Origin of the sequence: Archangium sp. (assembly GCF_045802675.1) — a bacterium.
In the GTDB taxonomy this organism is placed as follows: domain Bacteria; phylum Myxococcota; class Myxococcia; order Myxococcales; family Myxococcaceae; genus Archangium.
The window spans coordinates 18,984-44,406 of sequence record NZ_JBJMQO010000035.1; the positions used below are offsets into that span (position 1 = coordinate 18,984).

At 69.1% G+C, this 25,423-nt stretch carries 28 protein-coding genes; 11 read left to right on the plus strand and 17 right to left on the minus strand.

From position 1 onward, the window contains the following. Window positions 1-104 precede the first annotated feature (104 nt). Window positions 105-2,003 (plus strand): SPFH domain-containing protein, encoded by a 1,899-nt coding sequence (locus tag ACJ8AN_RS10160; protein ID WP_407755082.1) that lies wholly within the window; start codon window positions 105-107, stop codon window positions 2,001-2,003. Window positions 2,004-2,343: 340 nt separating this feature from the next. Further along, entirely contained in the window at window positions 2,344-2,775 is a 432-nt protein-coding gene (locus tag ACJ8AN_RS10165) for a DUF1634 domain-containing protein (RefSeq protein WP_407755083.1), read from the plus strand. Window positions 2,776-2,864: 89 nt separating this feature from the next. Here the strand turns inward: ACJ8AN_RS10165 and ACJ8AN_RS10170 are convergent, their stop codons facing one another. From ACJ8AN_RS10170 to clpB, 3 genes are all read right to left on the minus strand, one after another. Beyond that, window positions 2,865-3,470 (minus strand): HmuY family protein, encoded by a 606-nt coding sequence (locus tag ACJ8AN_RS10170; RefSeq protein ID WP_407755084.1) that lies wholly within the window; start codon window positions 3,468-3,470, stop codon window positions 2,865-2,867. A 2-nt stretch (window positions 3,471-3,472) separates the two neighbouring features. Continuing rightward, complete coding sequence (locus ACJ8AN_RS10175; RefSeq protein ID WP_407755085.1) at window positions 3,473-5,485, minus strand: TonB-dependent receptor plug domain-containing protein; 2,013 nt, start codon at window positions 5,483-5,485, stop codon at window positions 3,473-3,475. 198 nt (window positions 5,486-5,683) lie between these two features. Beyond that, entirely contained in the window at window positions 5,684-8,287 is a 2,604-nt protein-coding gene (clpB, locus tag ACJ8AN_RS10180; protein ID WP_407755086.1) for an ATP-dependent chaperone ClpB, read from the minus strand. Window positions 8,288-8,515: 228 nt separating this feature from the next. On the opposite strand from clpB, the gene ACJ8AN_RS10185 reads away from it, so the two are divergent. Continuing rightward, entirely contained in the window at window positions 8,516-9,031 is a 516-nt protein-coding gene (locus ACJ8AN_RS10185; RefSeq protein WP_407755087.1) for a hypothetical protein, read from the plus strand. Window positions 9,032-9,058: 27 nt separating this feature from the next. Here the strand turns inward: ACJ8AN_RS10185 and ACJ8AN_RS10190 are convergent, their stop codons facing one another. The 3 genes from ACJ8AN_RS10190 to ACJ8AN_RS10200 are packed head-to-tail and all read right to left on the minus strand — an operon-like array spanning window position 9,059 to window position 10,261. Continuing rightward, a complete protein-coding gene (locus ACJ8AN_RS10190) occupies window positions 9,059-9,715 on the minus strand; it encodes a hypothetical protein (RefSeq protein WP_407755088.1) in 657 nt (218 codons plus the stop codon). Then, window positions 9,712-10,023, minus strand: coding sequence for a DUF1844 domain-containing protein (locus tag ACJ8AN_RS10195; protein ID WP_407755089.1), 312 nt, complete (start codon window positions 10,021-10,023; stop codon window positions 9,712-9,714). Before ACJ8AN_RS10195 ends, ACJ8AN_RS10190 begins: the two co-directional genes overlap by 4 nt. Window positions 10,024-10,027: 4 nt before the next feature. Next, window positions 10,028-10,261: a hypothetical protein gene (locus ACJ8AN_RS10200; RefSeq protein WP_407755090.1), complete on the minus strand. Its 234-nt coding sequence runs from the start codon at window positions 10,259-10,261 to the stop codon at window positions 10,028-10,030. A gap of 95 nt (window positions 10,262-10,356) precedes the next feature. Here ACJ8AN_RS10200 and thiE point away from each other — a divergent pair, with 95 nt between their 5' ends. From thiE to ACJ8AN_RS10225, 5 genes are all read left to right on the plus strand, one after another. Continuing rightward, window positions 10,357-11,034 carry a thiamine phosphate synthase gene (gene thiE, locus ACJ8AN_RS10205; RefSeq protein WP_407755091.1) on the plus strand — a complete coding sequence of 226 codons (678 nt, stop codon included), beginning with the start codon at window positions 10,357-10,359 and terminating at the stop codon, window positions 11,032-11,034. Next, window positions 11,031-11,792: a gamma-glutamyl-gamma-aminobutyrate hydrolase family protein gene (locus tag ACJ8AN_RS10210; protein WP_407755092.1), complete on the plus strand. Its 762-nt coding sequence runs from the start codon at window positions 11,031-11,033 to the stop codon at window positions 11,790-11,792. The genes thiE and ACJ8AN_RS10210 overlap by 4 nt, the downstream gene beginning before the upstream one ends. After that, the gene (locus tag ACJ8AN_RS10215; protein ID WP_407755093.1) at window positions 11,789-12,529 is read left to right on the plus strand and encodes a bifunctional hydroxymethylpyrimidine kinase/phosphomethylpyrimidine kinase; all 741 of its coding nucleotides are present in this window, start codon (window positions 11,789-11,791) and stop codon (window positions 12,527-12,529) included. Before ACJ8AN_RS10210 ends, ACJ8AN_RS10215 begins: the two co-directional genes overlap by 4 nt. Before the next feature lie 53 nt (window positions 12,530-12,582). Continuing rightward, a complete protein-coding gene (locus ACJ8AN_RS10220; RefSeq protein WP_407755094.1) occupies window positions 12,583-13,383 on the plus strand; it encodes a DUF6544 family protein in 801 nt (266 codons plus the stop codon). A 105-nt stretch (window positions 13,384-13,488) separates the two neighbouring features. Beyond that, window positions 13,489-14,154: a hypothetical protein gene (locus ACJ8AN_RS10225; RefSeq protein ID WP_407755095.1), complete on the plus strand. Its 666-nt coding sequence runs from the start codon at window positions 13,489-13,491 to the stop codon at window positions 14,152-14,154. Window positions 14,155-14,175: 21 nt separating this feature from the next. Here the strand turns inward: ACJ8AN_RS10225 and ACJ8AN_RS10230 are convergent, their stop codons facing one another. The 10 genes from ACJ8AN_RS10230 to ACJ8AN_RS10275 all read right to left on the minus strand — a co-directional run bounded on the left by ACJ8AN_RS10230 (window position 14,176) and on the right by ACJ8AN_RS10275 (window position 22,015). Beyond that, window positions 14,176-15,501: a hypothetical protein gene (locus ACJ8AN_RS10230; RefSeq protein ID WP_407755096.1), complete on the minus strand. Its 1,326-nt coding sequence runs from the start codon at window positions 15,499-15,501 to the stop codon at window positions 14,176-14,178. A gap of 98 nt (window positions 15,502-15,599) precedes the next feature. Then, window positions 15,600-16,967 carry a replicative DNA helicase gene (dnaB, locus tag ACJ8AN_RS10235; RefSeq protein ID WP_407755097.1) on the minus strand — a complete coding sequence of 456 codons (1,368 nt, stop codon included), beginning with the start codon at window positions 16,965-16,967 and terminating at the stop codon, window positions 15,600-15,602. Window positions 16,968-17,160: 193 nt separating this feature from the next. Continuing rightward, window positions 17,161-17,607, minus strand: coding sequence for a 50S ribosomal protein L9 (gene rplI, locus ACJ8AN_RS10240; protein WP_407755098.1), 447 nt, complete (start codon window positions 17,605-17,607; stop codon window positions 17,161-17,163). A gap of 30 nt (window positions 17,608-17,637) precedes the next feature. Beyond that, window positions 17,638-17,967, minus strand: coding sequence for a 30S ribosomal protein S18 (gene rpsR / locus ACJ8AN_RS10245; RefSeq protein WP_407755099.1), 330 nt, complete (start codon window positions 17,965-17,967; stop codon window positions 17,638-17,640). 50 nt (window positions 17,968-18,017) lie between these two features. After that, window positions 18,018-18,470 carry a 30S ribosomal protein S6 gene (rpsF, locus tag ACJ8AN_RS10250; protein WP_407755100.1) on the minus strand — a complete coding sequence of 151 codons (453 nt, stop codon included), beginning with the start codon at window positions 18,468-18,470 and terminating at the stop codon, window positions 18,018-18,020. A 225-nt stretch (window positions 18,471-18,695) separates the two neighbouring features. Next, window positions 18,696-19,274 (minus strand): aminoacyl-tRNA hydrolase, encoded by a 579-nt coding sequence (gene pth / locus ACJ8AN_RS10255; RefSeq protein WP_407755101.1) that lies wholly within the window; start codon window positions 19,272-19,274, stop codon window positions 18,696-18,698. Window positions 19,275-19,346: 72 nt separating this feature from the next. Further along, entirely contained in the window at window positions 19,347-20,048 is a 702-nt protein-coding gene (locus ACJ8AN_RS10260) for a 50S ribosomal protein L25/general stress protein Ctc (RefSeq protein ID WP_407755102.1), read from the minus strand. A gap of 187 nt (window positions 20,049-20,235) precedes the next feature. Then, window positions 20,236-21,186, minus strand: coding sequence for a ribose-phosphate pyrophosphokinase (locus ACJ8AN_RS10265; RefSeq protein WP_407755103.1), 951 nt, complete (start codon window positions 21,184-21,186; stop codon window positions 20,236-20,238). Between the two features lie 67 nt (window positions 21,187-21,253). Beyond that, window positions 21,254-21,562 (minus strand): septation regulator SpoVG, encoded by a 309-nt coding sequence (gene spoVG / locus ACJ8AN_RS10270; protein WP_407755104.1) that lies wholly within the window; start codon window positions 21,560-21,562, stop codon window positions 21,254-21,256. A 90-nt stretch (window positions 21,563-21,652) separates the two neighbouring features. Beyond that, the gene (locus ACJ8AN_RS10275; protein ID WP_407755105.1) at window positions 21,653-22,015 is read right to left on the minus strand and encodes a DUF5658 family protein; all 363 of its coding nucleotides are present in this window, start codon (window positions 22,013-22,015) and stop codon (window positions 21,653-21,655) included. A gap of 181 nt (window positions 22,016-22,196) precedes the next feature. On the opposite strand from ACJ8AN_RS10275, the gene ACJ8AN_RS10280 reads away from it, so the two are divergent. From ACJ8AN_RS10280 to hpt, 3 genes are read left to right on the plus strand one after another with little or no spacing between them, the layout of a single operon-like run. Continuing rightward, complete coding sequence (locus tag ACJ8AN_RS10280) at window positions 22,197-22,799, plus strand: thymidine kinase (RefSeq protein WP_407755106.1); 603 nt, start codon at window positions 22,197-22,199, stop codon at window positions 22,797-22,799. Between the two features lie 18 nt (window positions 22,800-22,817). Further along, entirely contained in the window at window positions 22,818-23,633 is an 816-nt protein-coding gene (locus ACJ8AN_RS10285) for a uracil phosphoribosyltransferase (protein ID WP_407755107.1), read from the plus strand. A gap of 9 nt (window positions 23,634-23,642) precedes the next feature. After that, on the plus strand, window positions 23,643-24,176 hold the full coding sequence (gene hpt / locus ACJ8AN_RS10290) for a hypoxanthine phosphoribosyltransferase (protein WP_407755108.1): 534 nt from the start codon (window positions 23,643-23,645) through the stop codon (window positions 24,174-24,176). Window positions 24,177-24,288: 112 nt separating this feature from the next. Here the strand turns inward: hpt and ACJ8AN_RS10295 are convergent, their stop codons facing one another. Beyond that, complete coding sequence (locus ACJ8AN_RS10295) at window positions 24,289-25,419, minus strand: acyl-CoA dehydrogenase family protein (RefSeq protein WP_407755109.1); 1,131 nt, start codon at window positions 25,417-25,419, stop codon at window positions 24,289-24,291. Between the last annotated feature and the right edge of the window lie 4 nt (window positions 25,420-25,423).

The following is a 25,423-nucleotide window of genomic DNA, read 5'->3' on the forward strand; positions in this document are numbered from 1 at the left end:
GGGCGCCCGCGCGGGGAGGGCGTCCGAGCAAATCCAACGGGTTGGCTTCTGGCAGGGCGGATGCAACTTCCGGCCGGCAACACTCGAAAGGAAGCGTTCCCCCCATGTTCGACTTCATCCTGGCCCATCCCCTGCTCGTCGCCGCGGCGCTGCTGCTGCTGTCCGGCGTGGCGTTCTGGGTCGTCTTCATGCTCGGCACCTGGGTCATCCGCGAGGGCGAGTCCGGACTCGTCATCCGCCGCTTCGGCCGCCCGCTGGCTCCGGGCCGGCTCATCGCTCGCTCGGGCGAGGCGGGTTATCAGGCGCGGATGCTGTCGCCGGGCTGGCACTACGGCCTGTGGCGCTGGCAGTACAAGGTGGAGCGCGTGCAGCTCGTCATCGTGCCCCCCGGTGAGGTGGCACTCGTGGTGGCCAAGGACGGCGCGCCGCTGCCCACCGAGCGGCTCCTCGGCCGTGAGGTGGAGTGCGGCAACTTCCAGGACGCGGAGGCCTTCCTCGCCAACGGCGGCGAGCGCGGCCGGCAGAGCGGCTTCCTCACCGCGGGCCACTACCGCATCAACCCCGCGCTCTTCGAGGTGGTGTGCGCCGCCAACGCGGAGGAGCACGGCATGCACCCGGCGCAGCTGCGCGTCTTCCACGTGCCGCCGGACCGGGTGGGCATCGTCACGGTGCTGGACGGCAAGCCGGTGCCCGCGGGCGACCTGGCCGGCCCCGTGGCCGCGCGCCATGACAGCTTCCAGAGTCCGCAGGCCTTCATCGACGCGGGCGGCTGCCGCGGCCTCCAGGAGGAGGTGCTCATGTCGGGCTCGTGGAACCTCAACCCGTGGTTCGTGCAGGTGGAGCTCATCCCCCTGACGGAGATTCCCATCGGCTACGTGGGCGTGGTGGTGTCCTACGTGGGCAGCGAGCACGTGGACGTGTCCGGTGATGCGTTCACCCACGGCGACCTCGTGGCTCGCGGCGACAAGGGCGTCTGGGTGGAGCCGCTGCTGCCCGGCAAGCACCCGCTCAACACGCGGGTGATGAAGGTGGAGCTGGTGCCCACCACCAACATCGTCCTCAACTGGGCCAACCGCACCGAGGCCCACCGCTACGACGACAAGCTCTCCAGCATCCTCGTGCGCAGCAACGACGGTTTCAGCTTCAGCCTGGACGTGTCGCAGATCATCCACATCGGCGTGAAGAACGCCCCGCGCGTCATCTCCCGCGTGGGCAGCATGCAGAACCTGGTGGACCACGTGCTCCAGCCCACGGTGGGCAACTACTTCCGCAACTCGGCGCAGGAGGTGACGGTGCTCGAGTTCCTCTCCGCTCGCAGCGAGCGGCAGAGGCAGGCCTTCGAGGCCATCAAGAAGGCGATTCACGTGTACGACGTGGAGTGCATCGACACGCTGATTGGCGACATCGTGCCGCCCGCGGAGCTGATGAAGACGCAGACGGACCGGAAGATCGCCGAGGAGCTGCAGCGCACGTACGAGGTGCAGCGGCTGGCGGAAATGAAGCGGCAGGATCTGCAGCGCGAGCTGGCCATCGCCAACATCCAGGGGGAGGTGGTGCGCAGCGAGCAGCAGGTGCGCATCAGCGAGCAGAACGCGCGCGCGCAGGTGGAGTCGGCGCGGGGTGATGCGGCGTCGGTGAGGGCGAAGGCGGAGGCGGAGGCCGAGTCGGTGCGCATGGTGGGCTCGGCGAAGGCGGAGGCGGAGGCGGAGTCGGTGCGCCGGGTGGGTGCCGCCCGGGCCGAGACCGAGGCGGACCTCGTGCTCCGGGTGGGCGCCGCGCAGGCCGAGGCCCACCGCCAGGGCCAGGAGGCGCTGGGCGCCGCGGCGTACACCGCGGTGCAGGTGGCCACCATCCTCGGCGAGCACCACGTGAAGCTGGTGCCGGACATCGCCGTGGGCGGGGTGGGTAGCGGCGGGCTGACGGAAGCGCTGCTCGGGCGCATGCTCGCGGCCGGCGCCCAGGGTCTCCCCCCGTCCCTGCCCGCGCCCGAGCCGAAGGCCTGAGGTCCGAAGCTCGGAGTCCGAGGCCCCCGCTCGTCCAGGGGGGCTTTCGTTCTTCGCTGACTCAGGGGGTCGCTGCCGCATCAGCGGCCCAGGCGCCTCCTCCCCGCGAGGGGGTGAAGGTGCTCCAGTCCGGACACTTCAGCAGCCGGGGCGCGAAGCGCTCGCCCCGCGCGCCTCGCGGGGAGTAGTAGTCGAGCTGCGCGTCGAGCTGCGCCGACAGCAAAGCGGTGGTCCGTCAGGTCGTACATGACCTTCCTCTTCACCGGCGTGGTGTTCCTCGTATCGTTGGGATCGGGGCTGCTGCGGGTGGCCTTCCAGGTGTTGCGCAAGGGGTGAGCCCGTGAGCGAGCCGTCCGCCGTCCAGACGAAGTCCCCCTCGCCCGAGCTGGCGCGCGAAGCCGCGGGCCCCGAGGTGCTCATCAGCAACCTGCTGCGCCTCGGGGTGGTGCTCAGCCTCTCGCTGGTGTCGGCCGGCATGCTGCTGACCTTCTTCCACCACCCGGACTACTTCTCCTCGAGCCAGGCGCTCCAGCGCCTCACCGCCCCGGAGCATGCGCCCCATTCGCTCTCGGATGTGCTCGCGGGCGTGGTGGCTGTCCGGGGCCAGGCCGTCGTCATGGTGGGGTTGATGGTGCTGATGGCCACCCCCGTCATCCGCGTCGCCCTCTCGCTGCTCATCTTCGGCCGGCAACGCGACCGCGTCTTCGTCGGGGTGACCTCCGGGGTGCTCTGCCTGCTGCTCCTGTCCTTCCTGCTCGGCAAGATCGGGTAGGCCACGCACCTGCGCTCTTGCTCCTGGGGGCCATGAGCCTGGTGGGCCTGGCCGCCATCTGGCTGCCCCAGTTGGGGAGCCCTCGGGCCTCAGGGCGCCGCGAAGGGTGACTCCAGCCGCTGATAGCGGAACGACAGGTGCGCCGGCGTGCCCGCGCTGTCGTAGTACGAGAGCATCTGGAGCTTGAAGAAGTGCCCGCTGCTGCTGCGCACCACGTAGAGCAGCCCGTCGCGGGTGACGAGCTTGTGCTGGCCGAGGTCATAGGTGTACCAGCCGCCCGCCACGTCGCTGAACACCGGCTCCGAGGCGTCCTGCTGGTAGCCCGCAGCGGGCGCCTCCGTGAGCGAGTCCCAGCCCACGCCCTGGAGCACCGCCACGCTCACCTCGCCGTCCGGGTTGCCGCCGCCACCGTTCATCGTGATGACGTAGCGCTGGAAGGACATATCCCACCCGTTGGTGTCGAAGGCCTCGTCGACCTTCATCTCCCGGCCCTCGTCGAGGTCGAAGTAGACGGTGGCCGACTTGCTCGTCGCGTCGATGAGGGCGACGCGGCTGCCGTCCTCCTGGCCCGTCACCTCGACGAGGTTGTCACCGCTGGCCTGTCCGTCGAAAGGGTAGTCCGTGCGCAGGTCCGGCGCGCAGCCCGCCACCGCGAGCCCGAGCAGCAGCGCCGCCATGTGAATCCGCATCCGCATCGTCAGTACTCCCACTGGACGCCGCCCAGCACGCCTCGCGGAGGCCGCGGGTTGAATTGCTGGTCGCCCGCGTTGAGCAGGTTGTAGCCGTTGACGAAGACCTCGAAGCCGCCGCGCAGCCGGTACGAGACCTGGGCCTCGAGGTCGAAATACGAGGGAGCCCACACCTCCTGCTCCTCGCCGAAGCCGAGCACGTTGGCCATGCCGCCATCCGAGCCCAGGTAGTACGGCCGGCCGCCCACCCACGAGCCGCGCACGGTGGCCTCGAGGTTGAGCGGGCGCACCCGCGTGGACAGCTGCGTGTTGACGCGGTGGCGCGAGCGGCCTTCCAGCGGGCGCTCGCGCGTCAAATCCTGGGCGTCGAGGAACGTGTACCCCAGGTCCAGGTACGTCGCGCGCACGGGCAGGCGGAAGCGGCCGTTGAGCTCGACGCCCTGCGTGTACGCCCGGGCCACGTTCTCGTAGTGGTACGTCACCGGCTCATCCGGGTTGGGCACGCCGCTGGCGGTGACGTTGATGAGGTTGTTGAGCCGGGTGTGGAAGGCGCTCGCGGAGAGGAGCCAGCCGTCGACGGGGGGCCGCCAGTCCACGCCCACGTTCACCGCCGCCGAGTGTTCGGGCGAGAGGTCCTCGTTGCCCGCGACGATGTAGCCGATGCCCGGGTTGGAGAAGCGCAGGTACAGCTCCTGGAAGGACGGCGGGCGGAAGCCGAGTCCCACCGAGGCACGCACCGTGAGGGCCGGGCTCGGGTCCAGCTTGAGGGCCAGCCGCGGCGAGGGCGCTCCGCCGAATTGCGAGTCCAGATCGAAGCGGAAGCCCGGCGCCACCTTGAGCCTGGGCCCGTCGGCGTCCGAGGACAGCGCCACGTCCCACTCGTCCTGGAGGAACACGCCGCCCCGGATGCGGCCCACCGGGCTCTGCTCGAGCCGCTCCGAGGTGAGTCGCTCGCCGAGCACCTCGAGGCCTCCAGTGAGCGCGTGGGCGCCAAGGCGATGGTCCGCCTGGACGACGCCCTCGTAGAGCCGGTTGAAGTTCTGCGAATACTCGTCGAGCGCCCGCGAGCCGCGCTGGTCCTGCAGCAACTGGTCGCGGAAGAAGCCGAAGTGTCCCCGGACGAGCAACGAGGTGTCGTCCGCGAGCCGCCGCCGGCCCCCGAGCGACACGTCGAACTGCTCCTGGCGCTGCCGCCGGTCGAGCACGGCGCCCGAGGGGTTGAGATCGACGGCGTTCTCATCGCGCAGGTTGTACTGGCCGCGCAGCCACAGGCGCGAGCCGTCGCCGGGTGCGTAGGCGAGGGCCACGTCTCCGTCGAGCCGGTGGAGGCCCGCGCCGCTCGTGGCCGCGTCGGTGGACACCCAGTCGTAGGGATTGCGCGTGCGGTAGCCGCCGCCCACGCGCACCTCGAAGGGGCCCTGCCGGGTGCCCGCGTTGGCGCGGAAGTCGCCCTCCAGCAGCGAGCCGAACGAGCCCCGCGCGCCGAGCTCCAGCGGGCGCCGCACATCGCGGGTGATGAGGTTGATCACGCCGCCGATGGCATCCGCGCCGTAGAGCGCCGCCGCCGGGCCCTTGACGATCTCCACGCGCTCCACGTCGCGCAGGCTGAAGCGCCCCAGGTCGAGCGTAGTGCCCACCCGGCCGCTCACGCGCTCGCCGTCCACGAGGATGAGCACGTACTCGGGGTCCAGGCCCTGCAGGCGGATGCCCGTGCCGCGGAAGGTCCGCACCAGCTCCACGCCCGGGTGATGCTGGAGGAGCTGGCCCAGGTCGCGCGCGCCCACCGCTTCAATCTGCTTGCGGGTGATGACCTCGGTGGCCACCACCACGTCCTCGAGCTTGCGCTCGGCGCGCGAGGCGGTGACGACCGTCTGCTTGCGCCGGTCGGTCTCCTCGGGCTCGGGCGGGGCCGGTTGGGAGACGGCGGGCCCGGCGGCGTCCGGAGTGGAGACACTCGCGCCGGGCTGCTGCGGATTGAGCGGCTGGCTCACCACGAGGGCGGCTACCAGGGGGAGGAGCACGGGCCGACTCTCGGCCGGATGCCCCTGTCCGTCAATGGGTCCACCCCGTGCGACCAGGCGAGCAGGCCCGTGAACGCGAAAGGGCCCCGGCTCTTGAGAACCGAGGCCCACGCGTCGAGGCCCGGGATTCAACCCGGGGCTCTCGTTACCCTCACCCCGTCCCTCTCCCGGTGGGCGAGGGGAGGGGGGCGGAGTGGGTTACGCCGCCTTCGCCTGGCCCTTGCCGAAGGTGAGCGCGTCCTTGCCCGCGTCCACCGCGATGTGGTCCCCGGGCAGGAAGTCGCCGCCGAGCACCTTCAGCGCGAGCGGATCCATCAGGTACTTCTGGATGGCCCGCTTCAGCGGCCGCGCTCCGTACGTCGGATCGTAGCCGCGATCGGCGAGGAACGTCTCGGCCTTCTCCGTGAGCTCCAGCGTCAGCCGCTTGTCGGCCAGCAGCTTCTGCATCCTCGCCACCTGGATGTCGACGATGCTCTGGATGTCCCGCTTGCGCAGCGGCTCGAAGAGGATGATCTCGTCCACGCGGTTGAGGAACTCCGGCCGGAAGTGCTGGCGCAGAATCCCCATCACGTCGTTGCGCGTGGCCTCGTCCAGATCCTCCTTGCCCGTCATTCCCTCCTGCAGGGCCTGCGAGCCCACGTTGCTCGTCATGATGAGCACCGTGTTCTTGAAGTCCACGGTCCTGCCCAGGCTGTCCGTGAGCCGGCCCTCGTCGAGAATCTGCAGCAGCATGTTGAAGACGTCCGGGTGGGCCTTCTCGATCTCATCGAACAGGACCACCGTGTACGGCCGGCGCCGCACCGCCTCGGTGAGCTGACCGCCCTCCTCGTACCCGACGTACCCCGGAGGGGCGCCCACGAGCCGGGCCACGGAGTGCTTCTCCATGTACTCGGACATGTCGATGCGCACCATGGCGCTGTCGTCGTCGAAGAGGAACTCGGCGAGGGCCTTGGCCGTCTCCGTCTTGCCCACGCCCGTGGGGCCCAGGAAGATGAACGAGCCGATGGGCCGGTTGGGGTCCTGCAACCCGGAGCGCGCCCGGCGCACCGCGTTGCTCACCGCCTCGATGGCGCTGCGCTGGCCAATCACCCGCTTCTGCAGCCGCTCCTCCATGTGCACCAGCTTCTGGACCTCGCCCTCCATGAGCTTGGAGACGGGGATGCCCGTCCACTTGCCCACCACGGCCGCGATGTCCTCCGCGTCCACCTCCTCCTTGAGGAACTTGTGGATCTTCTGCAGCTCGGCCAGCTTCGCGTTCTGCTGGGTGATCTCCTTCTCCAGGCCGGGGATGATGCCGTACTTGACCTCCGCGGCCTTGTTGAAGTCGCCCTGCCGCTCCGCCGTGGCCTGGTCGTTCCTGGCCTTCTCGAGCTTCTCCTTCAGCGCGCCGATCTCGCCGATGGCCTTCTTCTCCGAGTCCCAGTGCGCCTTGAGCGTATTGAAGCGCTCATTGAGGTTCGCCAGCTCCTTCTCGATGTGCGCCAGCCGCTCCTTCGAGTGGGGGTCCGTCTCCTTGCGCAGGCCCTCGCGCTCGATCTCCAGCTGGGTGATCTTCCGCCGCACGTCGTCGATCTCCGTGGGCATGGAGTCGATCTCGATGCGCAGGCGGCTGCACGCCTCGTCGACGAGGTCGATGGCCTTGTCGGGCAGGAAGCGGTCGGAGATGTAGCGGTTGGACAGGTTGGCCGCCGCCACCAGGGCGGAGTCCTGGATGCGCACGTGGTGGTGCACCTCGTAGCGCTCCTTGAGGCCGCGCAGGATGCTGATGGTGTCGTGCACGGTGGGCTCGCCCACCATCACCGGCTGGAAGCGCCGCTCCAGGGCCGCGTCCTTCTCGATGTGCTTGCGGTACTCGTCCAGCGTGGTGGCGCCGATGCAGTGCAGCTCCCCGCGCGCCAGGGCCGGCTTGAGCATGTTGCCCGCGTCCATCGCGCCCTCGGCCTTGCCCGCGCCCACCAGGGTGTGCATCTCATCGATGAAGAGGATGATTTCCCCCGCGGCGTCCGCCACCTCCTTGAGCACGGACTTGAGGCGCTCCTCGAACTCGCCGCGGAACTTGGCCCCGGCCACCATGGCGCCCAGGTCCAGCGTCACCAGCATCTTGTTCTTGAGCCCCTCGGGCACGTCGCCGTCGATGATGCGCCGCGCGAGGCCCTCGACGATGGCCGTCTTGCCCACGCCCGGCTCGCCGATGAGCACCGGGTTGTTCTTCGTGCGCCGGCTGAGCACCTGGATGCAGCGGCGGATCTCCTCGTCGCGGCCGATGACGGGATCCAACTTCCCGGCCCGCGCCGCCTCCGTGAGGTCGCGCCCGTACTTCTCCAGCGCCTGGTAGGTGGACTCGGCGTCCTGGCTCGTCACGCGGCCGGAACCCCGGACCTCCTTGAGGCTGGACAGGACGCGCTCGCGCGTCACGCCCGAGGACTTCATCACCTCGCCCACCGCCCCCTTGTCCTGCGCCAGGGCCAGCAGCAGGTGCTCGCTGGAGATGAAGTCATCCTTGAGCGACTTGGCCTCGTCCTCGGCCTTGTCGAAAGTCTTGAGCAGCCGCTGGCTGAGCGTCGCGCCCTCGCCGCCCTGCATCTTGGGCAGCTTCTGGAGCGCCTCGCCGAGCCGGCCGGCGAACAGCTTCACGTCCACGCCAATCTTGCGCAGCAGCGGCTCGACGATGCCGTCCTTCTGTCCGAGCAACGCCGTCGCGAGGTGCTCCGGCTCGTAGTTCGGATGATCGGCTCGCCGGGCCAGGGACTGCCCTTCTTGAATGGCTTCCTGGGCCTTCACTGTGTATTTGTCGAGTCGCATGCCCCCAACGTAAGAGCCAGGGACCCCTTGGCAAGCACGCGAACGCCATCCACATTTCACTTGTCGCGTGAGCCTGGATGGTTGGGGGGCATACGGACTTCCTGGCTCTCCGGGAGTTGCCTTTCCGCTTGGAGTCCGGGTATATGCGCGCGCATTACCGGGGGGCATCCACTGGAAGCGCATGGCGGTTATCTCATCCGAGTTGAATCCCTGAGCAGCGCCCGGCTGGTGGAACTGGCCCGCCAGGCGCTCGTCGAGGACGGCGTGCCCGCGGACACGCAGCTGACCGTGTCCGTCTACGGCCGCCGGAAAATCATCCGTCTGGCGCTGGATGGCCCCCACACGGCGGGTCGCACGGGCTCGCACTGGTATAGCGACCACCATGCGCTCGCCCGGCTGCTGTCCCAGGAGGCCGGCGTCACCGTCCACTCCTACGTGTGCGACCCGCAGGAGTACGAAGAGGTGAAGGCCTTCGGGGGAGGGCAGCACGTGGGCGGGGAGCGGCTGCTCTACGACGAGGTGGAGCTGCCCGAGTGCCTGGACGGGGAGTTCGACGACGAGGCCTTCGCCCGCATGCAGGCGCGCTGGCCGCTGGGGCACCTGGCGTGGGTGTACGGGGTGGATCGCGAGCTGCTGCTGCAACTGCACCGCACCTACAAGAAGGCGCGGCTGGCGCTCAACGGCTCGGGGCCGGCGGGCTCGGTGCCACCGCTGGACTCGCTGCTGCGAGACGCCGCGGCCTGAGGAAGAGGGGCCCCGGCGGCAGGCGCCTCAGTCCTCTTCCTCGGCGAGGTCGCCGGACTGGGCGATGATGGTCTGGCGCACGTGCTCGCTGCGGAAGTACTGGCCGAGCAGGGCGAAGGTGCCCGCGATGAGCGCGGTGAGCCCCATCATCGTCAGCGAGGCGAGCCAGGACATGCCGGCCTCGAGCTGCGCGGCCGTCTCCACCTCGTGGTAGGCGGGCCGGGTGCTGATGAATTGCGCGAGGGCGGGGCCCATGCGCTGGGCCACTACGGACAGCTGCGCGCCGTCGATGGTGCGCAGCACGGCGGCGGCGATGGAGGCCCCGGAGAGCAGCCGGCGCGCCCGCTCCAGCGACACCCCCCCGGGCCGCAGCAGCCGGCCCGAGGAGACGAAGGCGAAGGCGCACACCACCGAGAGCGAGCCGAGCACCAGCGAGCGCGAGTCCCGCATGGGCTCGAGCGCGGCGAGCTCGGCTTCGGAGACGCGCGCGAAGGCGATGAGGTCGGCGTCCTTGGAGAAGCGCGCGACGTTGTTGGCCTGATCGCGCAGCTCGGCGAGGTGGCCGAGCTTGAGGGTCTCCTGCAGGGCGAAGAAGCCCGTGAAGGCGGACAGCACGAGGCATACCCACGCCGCGAGGCGGATGCCCCGCGACAGGCCCTGGGGAGGGGAGACCGTTGGATTCACCGCTTTTTCGCCTCCACGAAGCGCAGACGCAGATCGGCCAGGAGGTTGTCGAAGAGTTGCTGCTCCTCGGCCGTGAGGTTGCCGCGCGTCTTGTCGTGCAGCATCCCCAGCAGGTCCAGGCTCTGACGGGCGAGGATGAAGTCCCGCTCGGCGCGGCCCGTCTCCGGGTTGGGCGCCTCACCCAGGTGGATGAGGGCGCTGGAGGCCAGGCCGATGAGGAAGGTGCTGAAGGTGATGGGAGCCTCGGGCGCGGACGGCCGCCCCTCGCCCTTCATCACGAAGGTCTCTCCGCGCTTCTCCTCGCTCATGGCATTACTCGGTGTCCTCGGTGTCCTCTTCGCCCTCGTCCTCGTCCTCGTCCTCGAAGTCGTCCTCCTCGTCCTCGAGCTCGTCGTGCATCACCGTCTCGACGGGGACGGACTTCTCGGAGACGTCCGGCAGGGACTCGATGTGGCGCTGGTACGCCTTCTCGTCGAGGGTGCCGGAGCGCAGGTAGCGCTCGGCGGTCCGCTTGTCGAGGTACTTGGGGTCTGTCGGGTTGGCCATGTTCAACTCCTCGGAATCTCTTGGAAAAGGGCGCGCCACCTTATAGCAGGGCTACCCTCTGTCAACGCCACTGAACCCACGCCCGTCCGGAGCCGATGAACGCGCCCCTTCGCCCATCCCTTCCCCGAGGGTTGTATGTCCTCTGTGATGACACCGTCCGCCCCGGGTTGCCACTCGGAGAGAAGACCGCCCGGATGCTCGCGGGGGGAGCGCGGGTGGTGCAGCTGCGGATGAAGCGCACCCCCCTGAGGGAGGCGCTGGCCGCGGCGCGCGAGGTGGTGGCGGCGTGCCGGCGGGCCGGAGCGGTGTGCCTGGTGAACGACCGGGTGGACCTGGCGCTGCTGTCCGGGGCGCATGGGGTGCACGTGGGGGACGAGGATCTGCCGCCCGAGGCGGCGCGAGAGCTGCTGGGCCCGGAGGGGCTGGTGGGGGTGACGGTGCGGGACGCGGCGGGGGCGCGGGCGGCGAAGGCGGCGGGGGCGGACTACGTGGGCCTGGGCCCGGTCTTCGGGACGACGACCAAGCAGGTGGCCGCGCCGGTGCTGGGGCTGGAGCGCTTTGGCGCGGTGGTGCGCGAGTGCCCGCTGCCGGTGGTGGGCATTGGCGGGGTGAAGCTGGAGAACATCGCGGAGCTGGCGGCCGCGGGAGCGCACGGGGGCGCGGTGGCCTCGGACGTGCTGCTCGCCGAGGACCTTGCCGAGCGGGTGCGCCGCCTGAGCGCTGCCTTTGACAGGGGCGCCCGGGGGACTAGCCTCGCGAGCGGAGACGTATGATACACAAACCACATGGCCAGGCGCCGCGACGGCCGAACATCGGCATCACCCCGGACTTCAGCGCGAGCCGGCCGGATTCACCCTTCGCGTACTACGAGCTGAAGGTGCCCTACGCGGACGCGGTGCTGCGCGCGGGGGGACTGCCCTTCGTGCTGCCGTACTCGGACGAGCTGGCGTGCGTGGACGCGTACCTGGACCGGATCTCGGGGCTGCTCGTGACGGGCGGGGCCTTCGACATTCCGCCCGAGGCGTATGGGGAGACGGCGCGCGAGGGGATGGGGACGGTGAAGCTGTCGCGCACGGCCTTCGAGACGGCGCTGCTGCGCGGGGCGTTCAAGCGGAACATGCCGGTGCTGGGCATCTGCGGGGGCATGCAGCTGCTCAACGTGGTGCTGGGCGGCACGCTGCACCAGGACATCGGCCGCGAGGTGAAGGGCGCGCACGAGCACGAGCAGAAGCATGACCGCACGCAGCCGCAGCACCCGGTGGAGGTGCGGGACGGGACGTTGCTGGCGGAGGCGGTGGGCAAGGGCCAGCTGATGGTGAACTCGACGCACCACCAGGCGGCGGCGCGCACGGGCACCCAGGTGGTGGTGAGCGCGGTGTCGCCGGACGGGGTGGTGGAGGCCATCGAGTCCACCCAGTACGGCTACGCGCTGGGTGTGCAGTGGCACCCGGAGCTGATGCTCCAAACGATTCCCGCGCACGTGGGCGTGTACCGCTCCTTCATCCAGAGAGCGCGCGAGCACCGGCGGTGAGTGGGGCGCCGCGCATCCTGTTGTGCGCGGGCCACGAGCCCACGGGCCGAGCGGGGCTGCTGGCGGATATGGCCGCGGTGAGGGCGCTGGGGGGAGCACCGGTGGCGGTGCCCTCGGCGCAGACGGCGCAGGGCCGGGGGACGTTCCTGTCCCATCCCACGCCGGCGCGGGTGTTGCGAGCCCAGGTGACGGCGGCGCTCGAGCTGGGTCCGTTGCACGCGGTGAAGCTGGGCCAGGTGCCCGGGCCGGCGTTGCTGACCGCGCTGCGCGAGACGCTCGCGGGCGTGGACGCGTGGTGGGTGGTGGACCCGGTGGTGCGGACGTCGAAGGGCGAGTCGCTCTCGAAGCTGACGCGGCGGCACTACCTGTCGCTGGCGGGGCCGAAGGTGGCGCTGACGCCGAACCTGGACGAGGCGGCGTGGCTGCTCGGCGGGGGCGAGGTGCGCTCGGTGGAGGAGGCGCGCGAGGCGGGGAGGGCGCTGGTGGGACTCGGCTTCGGCGCGGTGCTGGTGAAGGGCGGGCACCGGGCGGCGGGAGCGGTGGACGTGCTCTGCCTGCCGGGCCGGGACGTGGTGCTGGAAGGGGAGCGGCTGGAGCGCTCGCCCGAGCGCCGGGGTTCGGGATGCAGGCTGGGCTCGGCCTTCGCGGTGGAGCTGGGGCGGGGACGAGCCCCGGGAGCCGCCGCGCGCCGGGCGAAGACGTACGTGGCGCGCTACCTGCGCACCGGCCGGGATTGAGCTTCCGGATTCTCCTGCCGTGGGTCTAGATCCTCACGGAAAGGGGAGGGTGCATGACCATGAGAGTCCGGTTCTCGCGAGAGGTTGCCGCCCTGGGTCTGCCGTCCGGTCCGGGGTCCGATGAGCCCGTTTCCGAGGCGGACATTGCCTCGCTGCCCGAGCCGGTGCGGCGCTACCTGCGGTTCATGGGCGTGGTGGGACGTCCCCGGGACTGGTCCTTCCGCGCGGGCCTCACCGGCCGCTTCCGGCTCGGGCCCGGCCAGGCCTGGAAGACGATGGAGGCTTGGCAGTACGACACGCGCCTCGAGGTCGCGCGCATCTTCCACATCCGCCTGAGCTTCTTCGGCGTCGTTCCGGTGCTCGGGCGGGACACCTATCTCCGGGGCGAGGGGCGGATGCTCATCCGGCCGTTCGAGCTCTTCACCGCCCAGGACAACAAGGGACCCGAGCTCGATATCGGCGAGCTGGTGACGTACCTCAATGACGCGATCCTCCTCGCGCCGTCGATGGTGCTCGGCCCGGAGACCACCTGGACGGGCGTGGACGACAGCTCGTTCGACGTGGCGTTCACGGATCGGGGACGAACGGTGACGGCGCGGGTCTTCCTGGACACGCGAGGCGCCCCTCGCGACTTCAGCACGACCGATCGTTTCTGCCAGGACCCCTACGCTCCCAAGCACCCCTTCATCCGGGCGCGTTGGACGACACCGATCGACTCCTGGCAGGTGCACGAGGGGCGCCCGATACCGACGTGGGGCAAGGCGGTGTGGCATCTGCCGCAAGGGGACTTCACCTATGTGGAGATGGCGTTCTCGCCCGACAACCTGGTGTTCAACGTGCCGCCGGGAACCTGAGCCAGTTGCCCTCTCCTCCGTACCCAAACCCGTGCCTCCGCTGTGAGCCGCGCACTGTCAGACCGATATGCGACACAGGAGCTTCCGCGAGCACGGAGAGGAGACATGGCCATCCAGAACGAGCAACGGTTGCGCGAGCTGCTCCAGATTCCGATCGGAGCACCGCCAGAAGACCCCCGGCCCGAGTATTGGGACGAGACCTTCATGCGGCTCGGCCGGGGTTACGGCTTCGACCCGGATGCGGGCGAGTACCCGGTGGACCACGAGGCGCTGATGCGCGACCTGCTGTCCCTCGTGTCGCCGCTGCTGGACGGGGCGAGGTTCACGCAGGTGCTGCCGGGGGAAGAGGATGTGGAGCAGGAGGACGAGGCACGCGCCCTGGAGGACGCGGACGTCGAGTCGGGCGGGCTCAACAGCCGGTACACGCTGCGCCTGACGCACGGGGGGCGGCGGTACGGCGTGACGTTCCACGACATCTCGGACTACTTCAACATCAACGCGCTGCTGGCGCTGGTGAACGCGGCGCTGGAGGCGAGTGGCACGTCGCTGCGGTTCTTCGGCTTCGGTGATGTGGTGGTGGTGGGGCCGCTGCAGGGCGTGCAGCAGGCGATGCGCGAGGGCTTCATCCCCGCCTTCGAGGGCGAGGGCCTCTTCGAGGACTGGGACCTGGAGGAGCTCGACGCCTGGAGCGAGTCCGGGGACACGCCCCAGTCGCTGGTGAGGCAGCTGGAGAAGGGTCGCAGCCACGTGCGGGTCGCGCTCGTGGTCTGAGCAGCAGCGACGCCCGCGCCCTCAGCGCTTGCCCTGGGCCGGCGCTGTAGCGGGCTTTCCGGAAGAGGTGGTGGGCTTCACCGGAGCACTGGTCGCGGGCTTCTTCTGAGCGGCCGGAGGCGGGGGCGGCTGCACCGCCTTCGCCGAGGCCTGCGCCGGAGCCGAGGCCTTCACCGGAACGGGAGCTGGGGAGGGGGCCGGAGCCTTCGACGTGAGCGTGGGCTCCGCGCGCGAGGGCGCCGGCGCGGGCACATGGCCCGATGCGAGGATCGTCTTCATGGAGTCCTGGAGCTCTCCGCGCACCACGGCGCGGACGTCCTCCTTCACCACGGCGCGCACCTCGCGCCGGACGAGCTCCTCGAGCTGCTCGCTCTGGAGCGCTGTCTTCAGCTCCTCGCGCACCAGGGCCTTGAGGTCCCCGTGCAGTTCCTCGCGCAGGCCATTCTTGAAGTCCGTCTGGAGCGACTGCTCGAGCCCCTGCACGTCCTTGTGGAGCGGATCCACCGCCTTGCTGAGGCTCTCGAGCGTGGCGCCGGTGACGGCCATGATGAGCTGTTGGGTGCTCTCGCTCTGGTTCTTCAGCTCGGTCTTGAAGGTGCCGAGCGCGTCGCGCATCGCGCCGAGCGAGGCAATCTCCCGCTTGAGGTCCTCCAGCTCGCGGGCGCGGGTATCCAACTCGCCCTTCTTCTGCTCGAGCAGGGCCTGGGTGTCGCGCAGCAGCATCGTCTGTTGCGAGCAGCGCGCGTCGATGGAGAGCAGGTTGGCGTAGGTGCCGCCGGTCACCTGGCACATCGTCCTCGCCTCCTGCTCGTCGAGCAGCGCGAGCGAGGCGCTCAGGGTGAGCATGACGATGGTGAGCATCGTCAGGGCGGCGCCGCGGGTGACGCGCAGGCGCGGGCTGAGGTCCCCGCGGCTGAACCAGCCCCGCTGCTGCAGACCCAGGAGGCCCGCCAGGGAGATGACCACCAGGGGCAGCAGCGACAGCACCTTGGCGGGGGACACCTCCAGCACGAGCTTGGAGAGGAGCTGGACGGCCTGCCACTTCGAGCCGTTCTCAATGGCGAGGTCCGGGTTCTCGCTCCGGTTCTCCAGGTTGCCCCAGGTGGGCTGGTGCGCCTGGCAGAAGCCGCGCATGTCGCCGGCCCAGTGGGGCACGTCGCTCACGAGCGGGGTGCTCGGGCAGAGGCTGAAGATGTACCTGGTGGTGCCCAGGGTGAAGGCCTGGTGGATGCGATGGCGCTCGGAGGCCTTCGCGAGGGCCCAGTTCCACGTGTAGCCGAGGAGCACCAGGGTCAGGGCGAAGGCCACCCAGGGCAGGGCCAGCTTCGCGACACTTCGCAGGGACATGCCCGGAGAATGGTGCAGCCGCGTCCAGCAAACAACGCGGTGCCCCGGGCGACTGTCACACACCACGCCAAGAGTGGAGGCGGCCCCCTCCCGGAGTGCTACTCCAGGCGGGCGCGGCTCTCGAAGCGCGTGTACTCGGCGAGGAACACCAGGTCGATGTCGCAGATGGGGCCGTTGCGCTGCTTGGCGATGACGAGCTGCACGGGGATGGCCGTGCTGGCGCGAGGCTCGCCGCCCTCGCCCTCCTGCTGGTCCTCGCGGTGGATGAACATCACCACGTCGGCGTCCTGCTCGATGGCGCCCGACTCGCGCAGGTCCGAGAGCATCGGCTTACCGCCCTTGCGCTCCTCGACCTTACGGCTCAGCTGCGAGAGCGCGATGATGGGGACGTCCAGCTCCTTGGACAGCTGCTTGAGGGCGCGGGAAATCTCGGCGATTTCCAGCTGGCGGCTCTCCACCTTGCCCTTCTGGTGCATCAGCTGGAGGTAGTCGATGACGATCAGCGACAGCCGCGGGTCCCTCTGCTTGAGCCGCCGCGCCTTGGCGCGCAGGTCGAACGGGGACAGGCCACCCGAGTCGTCGATGTAGATGGGGGCGTTGTAGAGCTTGCCCGCCATCTCCTGGAACTTCTCCTCGTCGTGCGGGGTGAGCCGGCCGCCGCGCAGCTTCTTCATGTCCACGCGGGCGCTCGAGGCCAGCAGACGCATGAGCAGCTGATCCGCGGGCATTTCCAGGCTGAAGATGGCCGCCGCCTTGGGCTCCTCGGCCAGGCCCACGTGCGTGGCGATGTTCATCGCGAAGGACGTCTTTCCGCAGCCGGGGCGCGCCGCGAGGATGATGAGCTCGCCGCCGTGCAGACCCGTGAGCGCGTTGTCCAGGTCGACGTAGCCGGTGGACAGGCCGGTGATGCCCGTCGTCGCCGTCTTCATCTTGTCCAGCAGGTCCAGCGTGTGCTCCATCAGCTCGCTGACGGGCCGCAGGTCTCCCACGCGCTTCTTCTCCGCGAGGAGGAAGACCTTGCGCTCGGCCTCGTCCAGCAGGGCGTCCAGCTCGCCCGTCTCCTGGCTGGCCAGCTCCTGGATTTCGCGCCCCGCGCCCGCCAGCCGCCGCCGGAGGGCCTGATCCTTGACGATCTTGGCGTACTGGACGGCGTTGCCCGGCACGGGCACCACCTGGTCCAGGCTCATCAGGTAGGCCGGGCCTCCCACCGCCGCCAGGTGCCCGAGCACCTTGAGCTCCTCGGCCAGCGTCAGGTGGTCCACCTGCCGCGAGGAGCCGGACAGCTTGAGCATCGCGGAGAAAATCTGCGAGTGCGCCGGACTGGCGAAGTCGTCCGGATGCACCACCTCCGCGAGGCTGTCGATCAGCGTGTTGTCCGCGAGCACGGCGCCCAGCACCGCGCGCTCCGCGGCGAGGTCCTCGTGAGACCTGCGCCCGCCCGTCCGAATGTCGAGGATGTTGTCCATGGCTGCCCGCCCAGTCTACAGGCCGCTACAGGCCCGTACGAGTACCTTGCCAGTGGGCTCCCACGTACCCCGAGCCCCTACACCGGTTTCTCCCGCGACTGGCTCCCTCCCGCAAAAGCAAGGGCCGCCCGGGGGTTGAATCCCGGACGGCCCTCGTGCTTCACCGGAGGAAGCCGGTGGCGGATGCCCTGAATCAGGCCTCCGCCGCGACCTCGACCTTGATCTTCGCCGTCACATCGCGGTGCAGGCGCAGCTCCACCTCGTACTGACCGGTGGCCTTGATGGGCTCGGCCAGGTGCAGGTGACGACGGTCCACCTGCTGGCCCTGGGCGGCGAGCGCCTCGGCGATGTCCAGCACGGTCACGGAACCGTACAGCTTGTCCTGCTCACCCACCTTGCGGCGGATGGTGACCTTGACCGCGCCCAGCTTCTTGGCCTGCTCCTCGGCAACGCCCTTCAGCTTGGCGTTGCGCGCCGAGATGACCGAGCGCTCGTGCTCGAGCTGCCGCACGTTCTGCTCGGTGGCCAGCACCGCCAACTTGCGCGGCAGCAGGTAGTTGCGGCCGAAGCCGTCCTTCACCGTCACGAGCTCCCCGGACTTGCCCAGGTTCTCGACGTCCTCACGAAGAATGATCTTCATGTGATGTCTCCGTTGGTACGTGGGGCGGGACTAGCCGACCATCGCGTTGTAGGGGAGGAGCGCCAGGCCACGGGCACGCTTGATCGCCGTGGCGATCTCACGCTGGTGCTTGGCGCAGTTGCCCGAGATGCGGCGGGGAATGATCTTGCCGCGCTCGGTGACGAAGTACTTCAGGGTCGACTGATCCTTGAAGTCCACCTTGGAGTTCTTCTCGGCGCAGAAGCGGCACACCTTCTTGCGGCCGAAGCCGCGACCGCCACCACGCTTCTCATCATCACCGCCGGCGCCACCACGGTCGCCACGGTCGCCACGGTCCCTGTCGCCACCACCGCGGGACGCGTTCCTGTCGTTACCGATCATGAGTATTCTCTCTTCTCTGGAATGGGTCCGTTGAAGACGAACCGAGGGGCTCACGCCTCCTCGGGGGTCTCCTCCTCAGCCTCTTCAGCGACCTCGACGCGCTCGACCGGCGCGGCACCCGGACGCGTCTCCTCGACGTCGCCGGCCAGCTTGAGGTCCTCGAGCACCGGACGGCTCTCGGGATCGACCTCGTCCGCCAGCTTCACGGACAGGTAGCGCGTCACCTCGTCGTAGTTGCGGAGGTTACGCTCGATCTCGGCCACCAGCTTCGTGTCGCCCAGGAAGTTGGCGTGCACGTAGATGGCGCGGGGCTGCTTGGCGATGGGGTAGAGCGTCTTCTTCTTGCCCCACACCGTGAAGCGGATGACCTTGCCACCCTCACGGCTGACGATGCCGCGGACGCGCTCCTTGAGCTTGTCCACGTTGTCGTCGGTGAGGTCCGGCTTGACCAGGAAGATGGTCTCGTACTCACGAAGCCGCTTGGCGGCCTGCGTATCAGCCATGTTTCTCTCCCCTTGGGGTTGAGTGCCCCCCGGTTGCCCGAGGAGCGGGGAAACGGTCAGACGGTCCAAGGGGGATCGTCCGCCGGGACGGGAAAACCACGCGCCCGTCTCCCTCGCGCTTCATCCCGAGTGCACGCACCCGGGATGATGACAAAGAACAGTCCTCCCCGGCCGAGCCTTCCGGCGGGCGGAGAACGGGCCTTCTACGGGGGGGAGGGGCCCGAGTCAAGGCGCCCGCTTGTTGTAGCGGTTCATCGCCGGGTCCAGCCCCTCCCGTACCCAGCACTCGGCCGCGTCGGCCGCCTGGGAGATGAGCTCATCGAGCTGCCGGCGCTCGGCGTCGTCGAAATTGGACAGCACGTAGCCGGCCACCCGGTCCTTGGCGTTGGGGCCCTGCGGCTTGCCGATGCCGAAGCGCAGGCGGATGAAGCTGTCCTCCCCCAGGCTGGACACGCTGCTCTTGAGGCCGTTGTGGCCCCCGCTCCCGCCGCCCGCCTTGAGCTGCAACCGGCCAAAGGGCAGGTCCAGCTCGTCGTGCACCACGAGGATGTCCTCGACGGCGATCTTGTAGAAGCGCGCCGCCTCGGCGAGCGAGCGGCCGGACAGGTTCATGTACGTCTGCGGCTCGAGGAAGAGGACCTTCTCGCCGCCCAGCGAGCCCTGGCCCACGCGGGCCTGGAACTTCTCATGGTTGAGGTCGGCGCGGGCGCGCGACAGCAGGGCGTCCACCACCATGAACCCGATGTTGTGCCGGTGGCGCTCGTACTCGCGCCCGGGATTGCCCAGTCCACAGATGAGCTTCACGGAAGACCCTCCAAAAAACAGACGGGGCCAGCCCCTTCGGACTGGCCCCGCGAGTACGGCAGGAGGAAGAGACTACTTCTTCGCGCCAGCCGCGGGCTTGGCCGCCGCACCGGCCGCGGGCTTGGCCGCCGCACCGGCCGCGGGCTTGGCCGCCGCCGCAGCAGCCGGAGCCGCCGCCGCCGCCACCGCCGCGGGAGCCGCCTCGACCGCACCCTCGGGCGCGCTGAGGACCGCCACGGTGTAGTTGACGGTGGTCTTCACGACCACGCCCTCGGGCATCTTCACGTCGTTGATGTGGAGCGCCTGGGCAATCTTCAGCGGCGTCACGTCCACCTCGATCTTCTCGGGGATGGCGCGCGGCTTGGCGTAGACCTCGATCTCACGGCGGGCCTGGGTGAGCAGACCGCCCTCGGCCACGCCCTCGGCCTTGCCGATGAGCACGAGGGGAATCTTCACCTTCACCTGGTCCTCGTCGCGCACGGCGATGAAGTCCACGTGGAGAATCTCGCGGGTGACCGGATCCTGCTGGTAGTCCTTGAAGAGGACCTGCTGCTCGCCACCCACGCCCCGGAGGGTGATGAGGGTGTTGAACTTGTGCGGGGTGTTGATGGCCTGGCGCACGGACTTGGGATCGACGGCGACGGACAGCGGCTTCTCCAGGTGCTTGCCGTAGACGACGGCGGGCACCAGGCCGGTGGCGCGCAGCTTGCGGGCGGCGCCCTTGCCGGCGCCCTCGCGCGCCTTGACCTCGAGCGTGCTCTTGTCAATGGACATGGATTTCCTCGGTGTGGGGGACTGCGATGTGACCCGCCGGAACCCCGGCGCCTCTGGCATCCCGCCCCAGTGGCGGGCCCCGAGACGGCACCTCATGGAAAGGAAGGGCCGGCGTGGTGTGGGGTGCGACATGCCAGCGCGGGCGGCCAGAGTCAAGCCGCCCGGCGGGCAGGGGAGCCCTTCTCCGTCAGACGAAGAGGGAGCTGAGCGAGTCCGCGCGGTGGATGCGGGCGATGGCCTCGCCGAAGAGCCGCTCGGTGGTGATGACGCGGATCTTCCCGGTCGCCAGGGAGGCGGGCGACAGGGGCACCGTGTCCGTGAAGACGATCTCCTCCAGCACCGACTCCTGGATGCGCTGGTTGGCGGGGCCGGAGAGGATGGGGTGGACGGCATAGGCGACGATCCGGCGAGCGCCCCGCTCCTTGAGGGCGGCGGCCGCCTGGGTGAGCGTGCCCGCGGTGTCCACCATGTCGTCCACCAGCACCGCGTCCTTGCCGTTCACGTCACCAATGAGGTTCATCACCTCGGAGGAGTTGGGGCGGGGGCGGCGCTTGTCGATGATGGCCAGGCCGCAGGTGAGGCGCTTGGAGTAGGCGCGCGCCCGCTCCACGCCGCCCGCGTCCGGCGACACGATGACCAGGTCCTGCGTGTCCGGGAACTTCTTGCGGATGTCCTCCAGGAACACCGGCGAGGCGTAGAGGTGATCCGAGGGGATGTTGAAGAAGCCCTGGATCTGCCCGGCGTGCATGTCCATGGAGACCACGCGCGTGGCGCCCGCCACCTCGAGCAGGTCCGCGATGAGCTTGGCGGTGATGGGCGTGCGCGGCGCCACCTTCCGGTCCTGCCGGGCATACCCGTAGTACGGGATGACGGCGTTGATGGAGCCGGCGCTCGCGCGCTTGAGCGCGTCGCACATGATGAGCAGCTCCATCAGGTGATCATTCGCCGGCGGGCAGGTGGACTGGACGATGAAGATGTCCAGCCCGCGCACGTTCTCGCCGATCTCCACATGGATTTCCCCGTCGGAGAAGCGGCCTACGTGCGCCTTGCCGAGCGGGCGCTTGAGGTAGTCGCAGATACGGTGGGCCAGACCCGGGTTGGAGCTACCGGTGAACACCTTGAAGTCGCGCGGCTGCATGGGCGCGCTCCTAGCGCGGCCCGTGCCGGAAGGGAAGATCCTTCCGGTGCCACCACCTGGGGGGTGCTCAGTCCGCGTCCGCGGCGGCGGCCTGGAAGGGGCTCGGTCCCCCGGCCGCCGTGTTGTGCTGATGCCGCTCGTACTCCAGCAGGATGGTGCGCTCCATCTGGTTGCGCGTGTCGGCGTTGAGCGGATGGGCGATGTCCTTGTACGTCCCATCCTTGCGCCGCTTGGCTGGCATGGCGATGAAGAGCCCGGACGCTCCGTGAATCACCTTCAAATCCCGGATCACGAAACAGTGATCCAGCGTGATGGTCACGTAGGCCTTCAGCTTATCCTCATCAACCGGGTACACCTTGACGTCGGTGATGTTCATGGTCCCCCCAAGACCCTTGAGGTACGAGCTAGGGGGCGAGCCTCGGGCAGACCGGCCCGGAAAAGCAAGCCTGTCAGGGCTTCTTGTGCGTCAACCGATGCCTCGGTGACACATGTGGGCCAGGAAGGCCAGGTGGTAGATGTCAATGACGGTGTAGAGCGCGGCCCCTGCCTGGATGGCCCGCTGGCTCAAGCGCATGGAGCGGTGCAGGCACAGCAGCGACAGGCCCAGGCTCACGATGACGAGCTTGACGGCCATGAAGGCCAGGGGCGAGTGCTCGTAGGCCAGCCGCATCAGCGGGTTGAGCTCCTCGGCCACATCCAGCTGTAAAAAGGTGAGGGTGAAGAGCCCATCCAGCAGGTTGAGCACCAGCAGCAGCACCGCCGCCGGAGTGATGTGGAACGAAGCCCCCTCGATACCCGCCCAGCGTGTCGCCTGTGTCGTCGCCGCCACCCGAACCTCCCCGTTGGAGTCCGGGCCGGGTTCTTCAAGATGCTTGCCAACGCGGCGGGCCGCGGTGGGGCTGCCTCGCTCGGTCCCGGATGAAGTGGGGGGATCTTGAAAGTTGACGTCCCAGGAGGGGCGTGACAGAGGAGACGCGCGCTCCCGCCCCAGCCCTGATCGAGTCCCGCTCGTGCATCAATTTCCCACAGATATCGGGTGGATAGAGGTCATCTGCGGCTCGATGTTCTCGGGCAAGACCGAGGAGCTGATTCGCCGCATCAAACGTGCGGTTTACGGCAAGCAGGTGGTCCAGGTCTTCAAGCCGAAACTGGACAACCGCTACGACGAGACCCAGGTCGTCAGCCATTCCCGGTTGAAATTGACCTCCATCCCCATCGAACGGGCTGAAGAAATTTTCCTTCACCTGTCCCCGCGTACCCAGGTGGTGGGGATCGACGAGGTGCAGTTCTTCGGTCCCGAGGTGGTGTCGGTGTGTGAGGCGCTGGCCAATCGGGGGATGCGCGTCATCGTCGCGGGGCTGGACCAGGACTACCAGGGCCGCCCCTTCGAGCCGATGCCGCAGTTGCTGGCGATCGCCGAGTACGTGACGAAGGAGCTGGCCATCTGCGTGGTGTGTGGGAATCCAGCCAACCGCTCGCAGCGCCTGGTGGATAGCGGGGAGCGGGTGATGGTGGGCGCGGCGGGGGCCTACGAGGCGCGCTGCCGCAAGTGCCACCGCGCCGAGCCGACCGAGGCCACGCCTCCCCAGACGCTCGATCTGTTCAAGGACTGAAGTCCCGGAGGCCCGCCCATGCGCGACACGCTCTACGCCAACGTCCCCTTCCAGTTGAGCGAGATGCCCCACCGCTACGGCTCCAACGTGCACCTGGTGGGCAACCCGTTCCTGCTCTCGCAGCTGGCGAAGCTGTGCGCCAAGGGGACGGTGCAGCCGGAGATCAACCGGCTGGTGGCGCTGCTCTACACGGACCTGGTGAAGACGGTCATCAACGCGGAGTTCCCGCGCAAGATGGTGGCCATGCCCACCCGGATGATCGACTCCACGCCCCAGGGCATGTACCAGGGCGAGGTGATTGATCCGGCGGTGCGCGCGGTGACGGTGAACATCGCCCGCGCCGGCACGCTGCCCTCGCAGGTGACGTACGACCTGCTCAACACCACGGTGGATCCGGTGCTGGTGCGCCAGGATCACATCATCATGAGCCGGATGATCGACGCCAAGGAGACGGTGGTCGGGTCGAACATCGGCGGGGCGAAGATTGGCGGGGACATCGACGACGCCATCGTCCTCTTCCCGGACCCCATGGGCGCCACCGGCGGCAGCCTGTGCACCGCGGTCTCCATGTACAAGGAGAAGGTGCCCGGCAAACCCCGGCGGATCCTGAGCCTCAACCTGATCATCACCCCCGAGTTCCTCCGGAGGATTTCCACCGAGCATCCGGATGTGGTGGTGTACGCGCTGCGCCTGGACCGCGGGCTGTCACCGCCGGAGGTGTTCGGCACGGTGCCCGGCGAGCTGTGGGAGAAGGAGCGGGGGCTGGATGACCGGCAATACATCGTCCCCGGCGGCGGCGGCTTCGGGGAGATCATGAACAACGCGTACGTGTAGAGGTACCCCGTGGCTTTCTACGAGCAGGATGTCGGCATCCACATCGATGAGCAGAAGCTCCAGGCGCGCGTGCGCGAGCTGGGCGCTCAAATCACCCGCGACTACCAGGGCAAGGAGCTGACGCTCATCTGCGTGCTGAAGGGCTCGGCGTTCTTCGCCATGGACCTGGCGCGCTACGTGGACCTGCCGCTGACGGTGGAGTTCCTCGGGGTGTCCTCGTACCAGGGCGGCACCGAGACCACGGGCGAGGTGCGCATCACCACCGACGTGAGCAAGCCCATGGCGGGCAAGCACCTGCTCGTCATCGAGGACATCATCGACACCGGGCTCACCATGAGCTTCCTGCTGGAGAACCTCCAGGCCCGGCACCCGGCGTCCCTCAAGGTGTGCTCGCTGCTGGAGAAGCCGGCGCGCGCGCGCACCAAGGTTCCCATCGACTACAAGGGCTTCGTCATCGACGACATCTTCGTCGTGGGCTACGGGCTCGACTACGCCGAGCGCTACCGCAACCTGCCCTTCATCGGCGTGATGAAGGGGAAGTAGTCCCCGGGCCCCCCGCCGCTTCGCTTGTAGACGTCTACAAGTGATGTCGTACCTCATGCCTCCTCACTGGTAGACGTCTACCAGTGAGGCGCACGGAGGCCCGCTGGGAGGCTCAGGCCGTGGCGAAGCGGGTGAGGTGGAAATCCGCGTCGCCGAAGGTGCGGTCGATGGTGGTCAGCCGCTTGAAGTAGTGGCCGGCGCTGTACTCCAGCGTGGTGCCGATGCCGCCGTGCAGCTGGATGGCCATCTGGCCGACGAAGCGGCCCGAGCGGCCAATCTGAACCTTGGCGGCGGAGATGGCCTGGGTGCGCGCCGGAGCGTCGGTGCTGTCCGCGCGGTCGGCGGCGAGGATCGCCATGGAGCGGGCCTGCTCCTGGGCGATGTACATGTCGACCATGTGGTGCTGCAGCACCTGGAAGCTGCCGATCGGCACGCCGAACTGGGTGCGCGTCTTCAGGTAGTCGAGCGTCACCTCGTTGAGCGCCTGCATGTTGCCCACCGCCTCCGAGCACAGGGCGGCGATGCCGCGGTCAACCGCCTGCTGGATGAACGGGAACGCACCGCCCTCGGGCCCCAGCAGCGCCGAGCGCGGGACGCGCACGCCCTCGAGTGAGAGCTCGGCGGCGCGGGTGCCATCCACCGTGGGGTAGCCGCGAAGCTTCAAGCCCGGAGCGCCGCGCTCGACGAGGAACAGCGACAACCCGTCCCGCTCGTCTGGCTTGCCCGCCGTGCGCGCCGAGACGATCAGGGAGTCCGCGCAGTCGCCCCCGAGCACCACCGCCTTGGACCCATGGAGCGTGTAGCCCTCCGCGCCGCCCGTGGCCTTCGTCGTGACGTGGGTGAGCGAGTAGCGCGAGCGGGGCTCCCCGTGCGCGAAGGCCAGGAACAGCTTGCCCTCGGCCACGCGGGGCAGCAGCTCCGACTTCTGTGCGTCACTGCCCGCGGCTCGCAGCAGGCCCGCGCCCAGGACGACCGTGGGGATGAAGGGCTCGACGACCATGCCGCGGCCGAACGCCTCCAGCACGATGGCGAGGTCCTGGAACGTGCCACCGATGCCGCCGTGCTCCTCGGGGATTTCCACGCCCAGCAGGCCCAGCTCGGCGTAGGTGGCCCACAGCTCCCGGGAGAAGCCGTCCGCCGAGGCCAATATCTTCGCCCGCGCCTCGAAGCCGTAGCGCTCGCGGATGAGCCGGGCGGCGGTGTCTCGCAGCATCTGCTGCGTGTCGCTCAGACTGAAGTCCATGGGA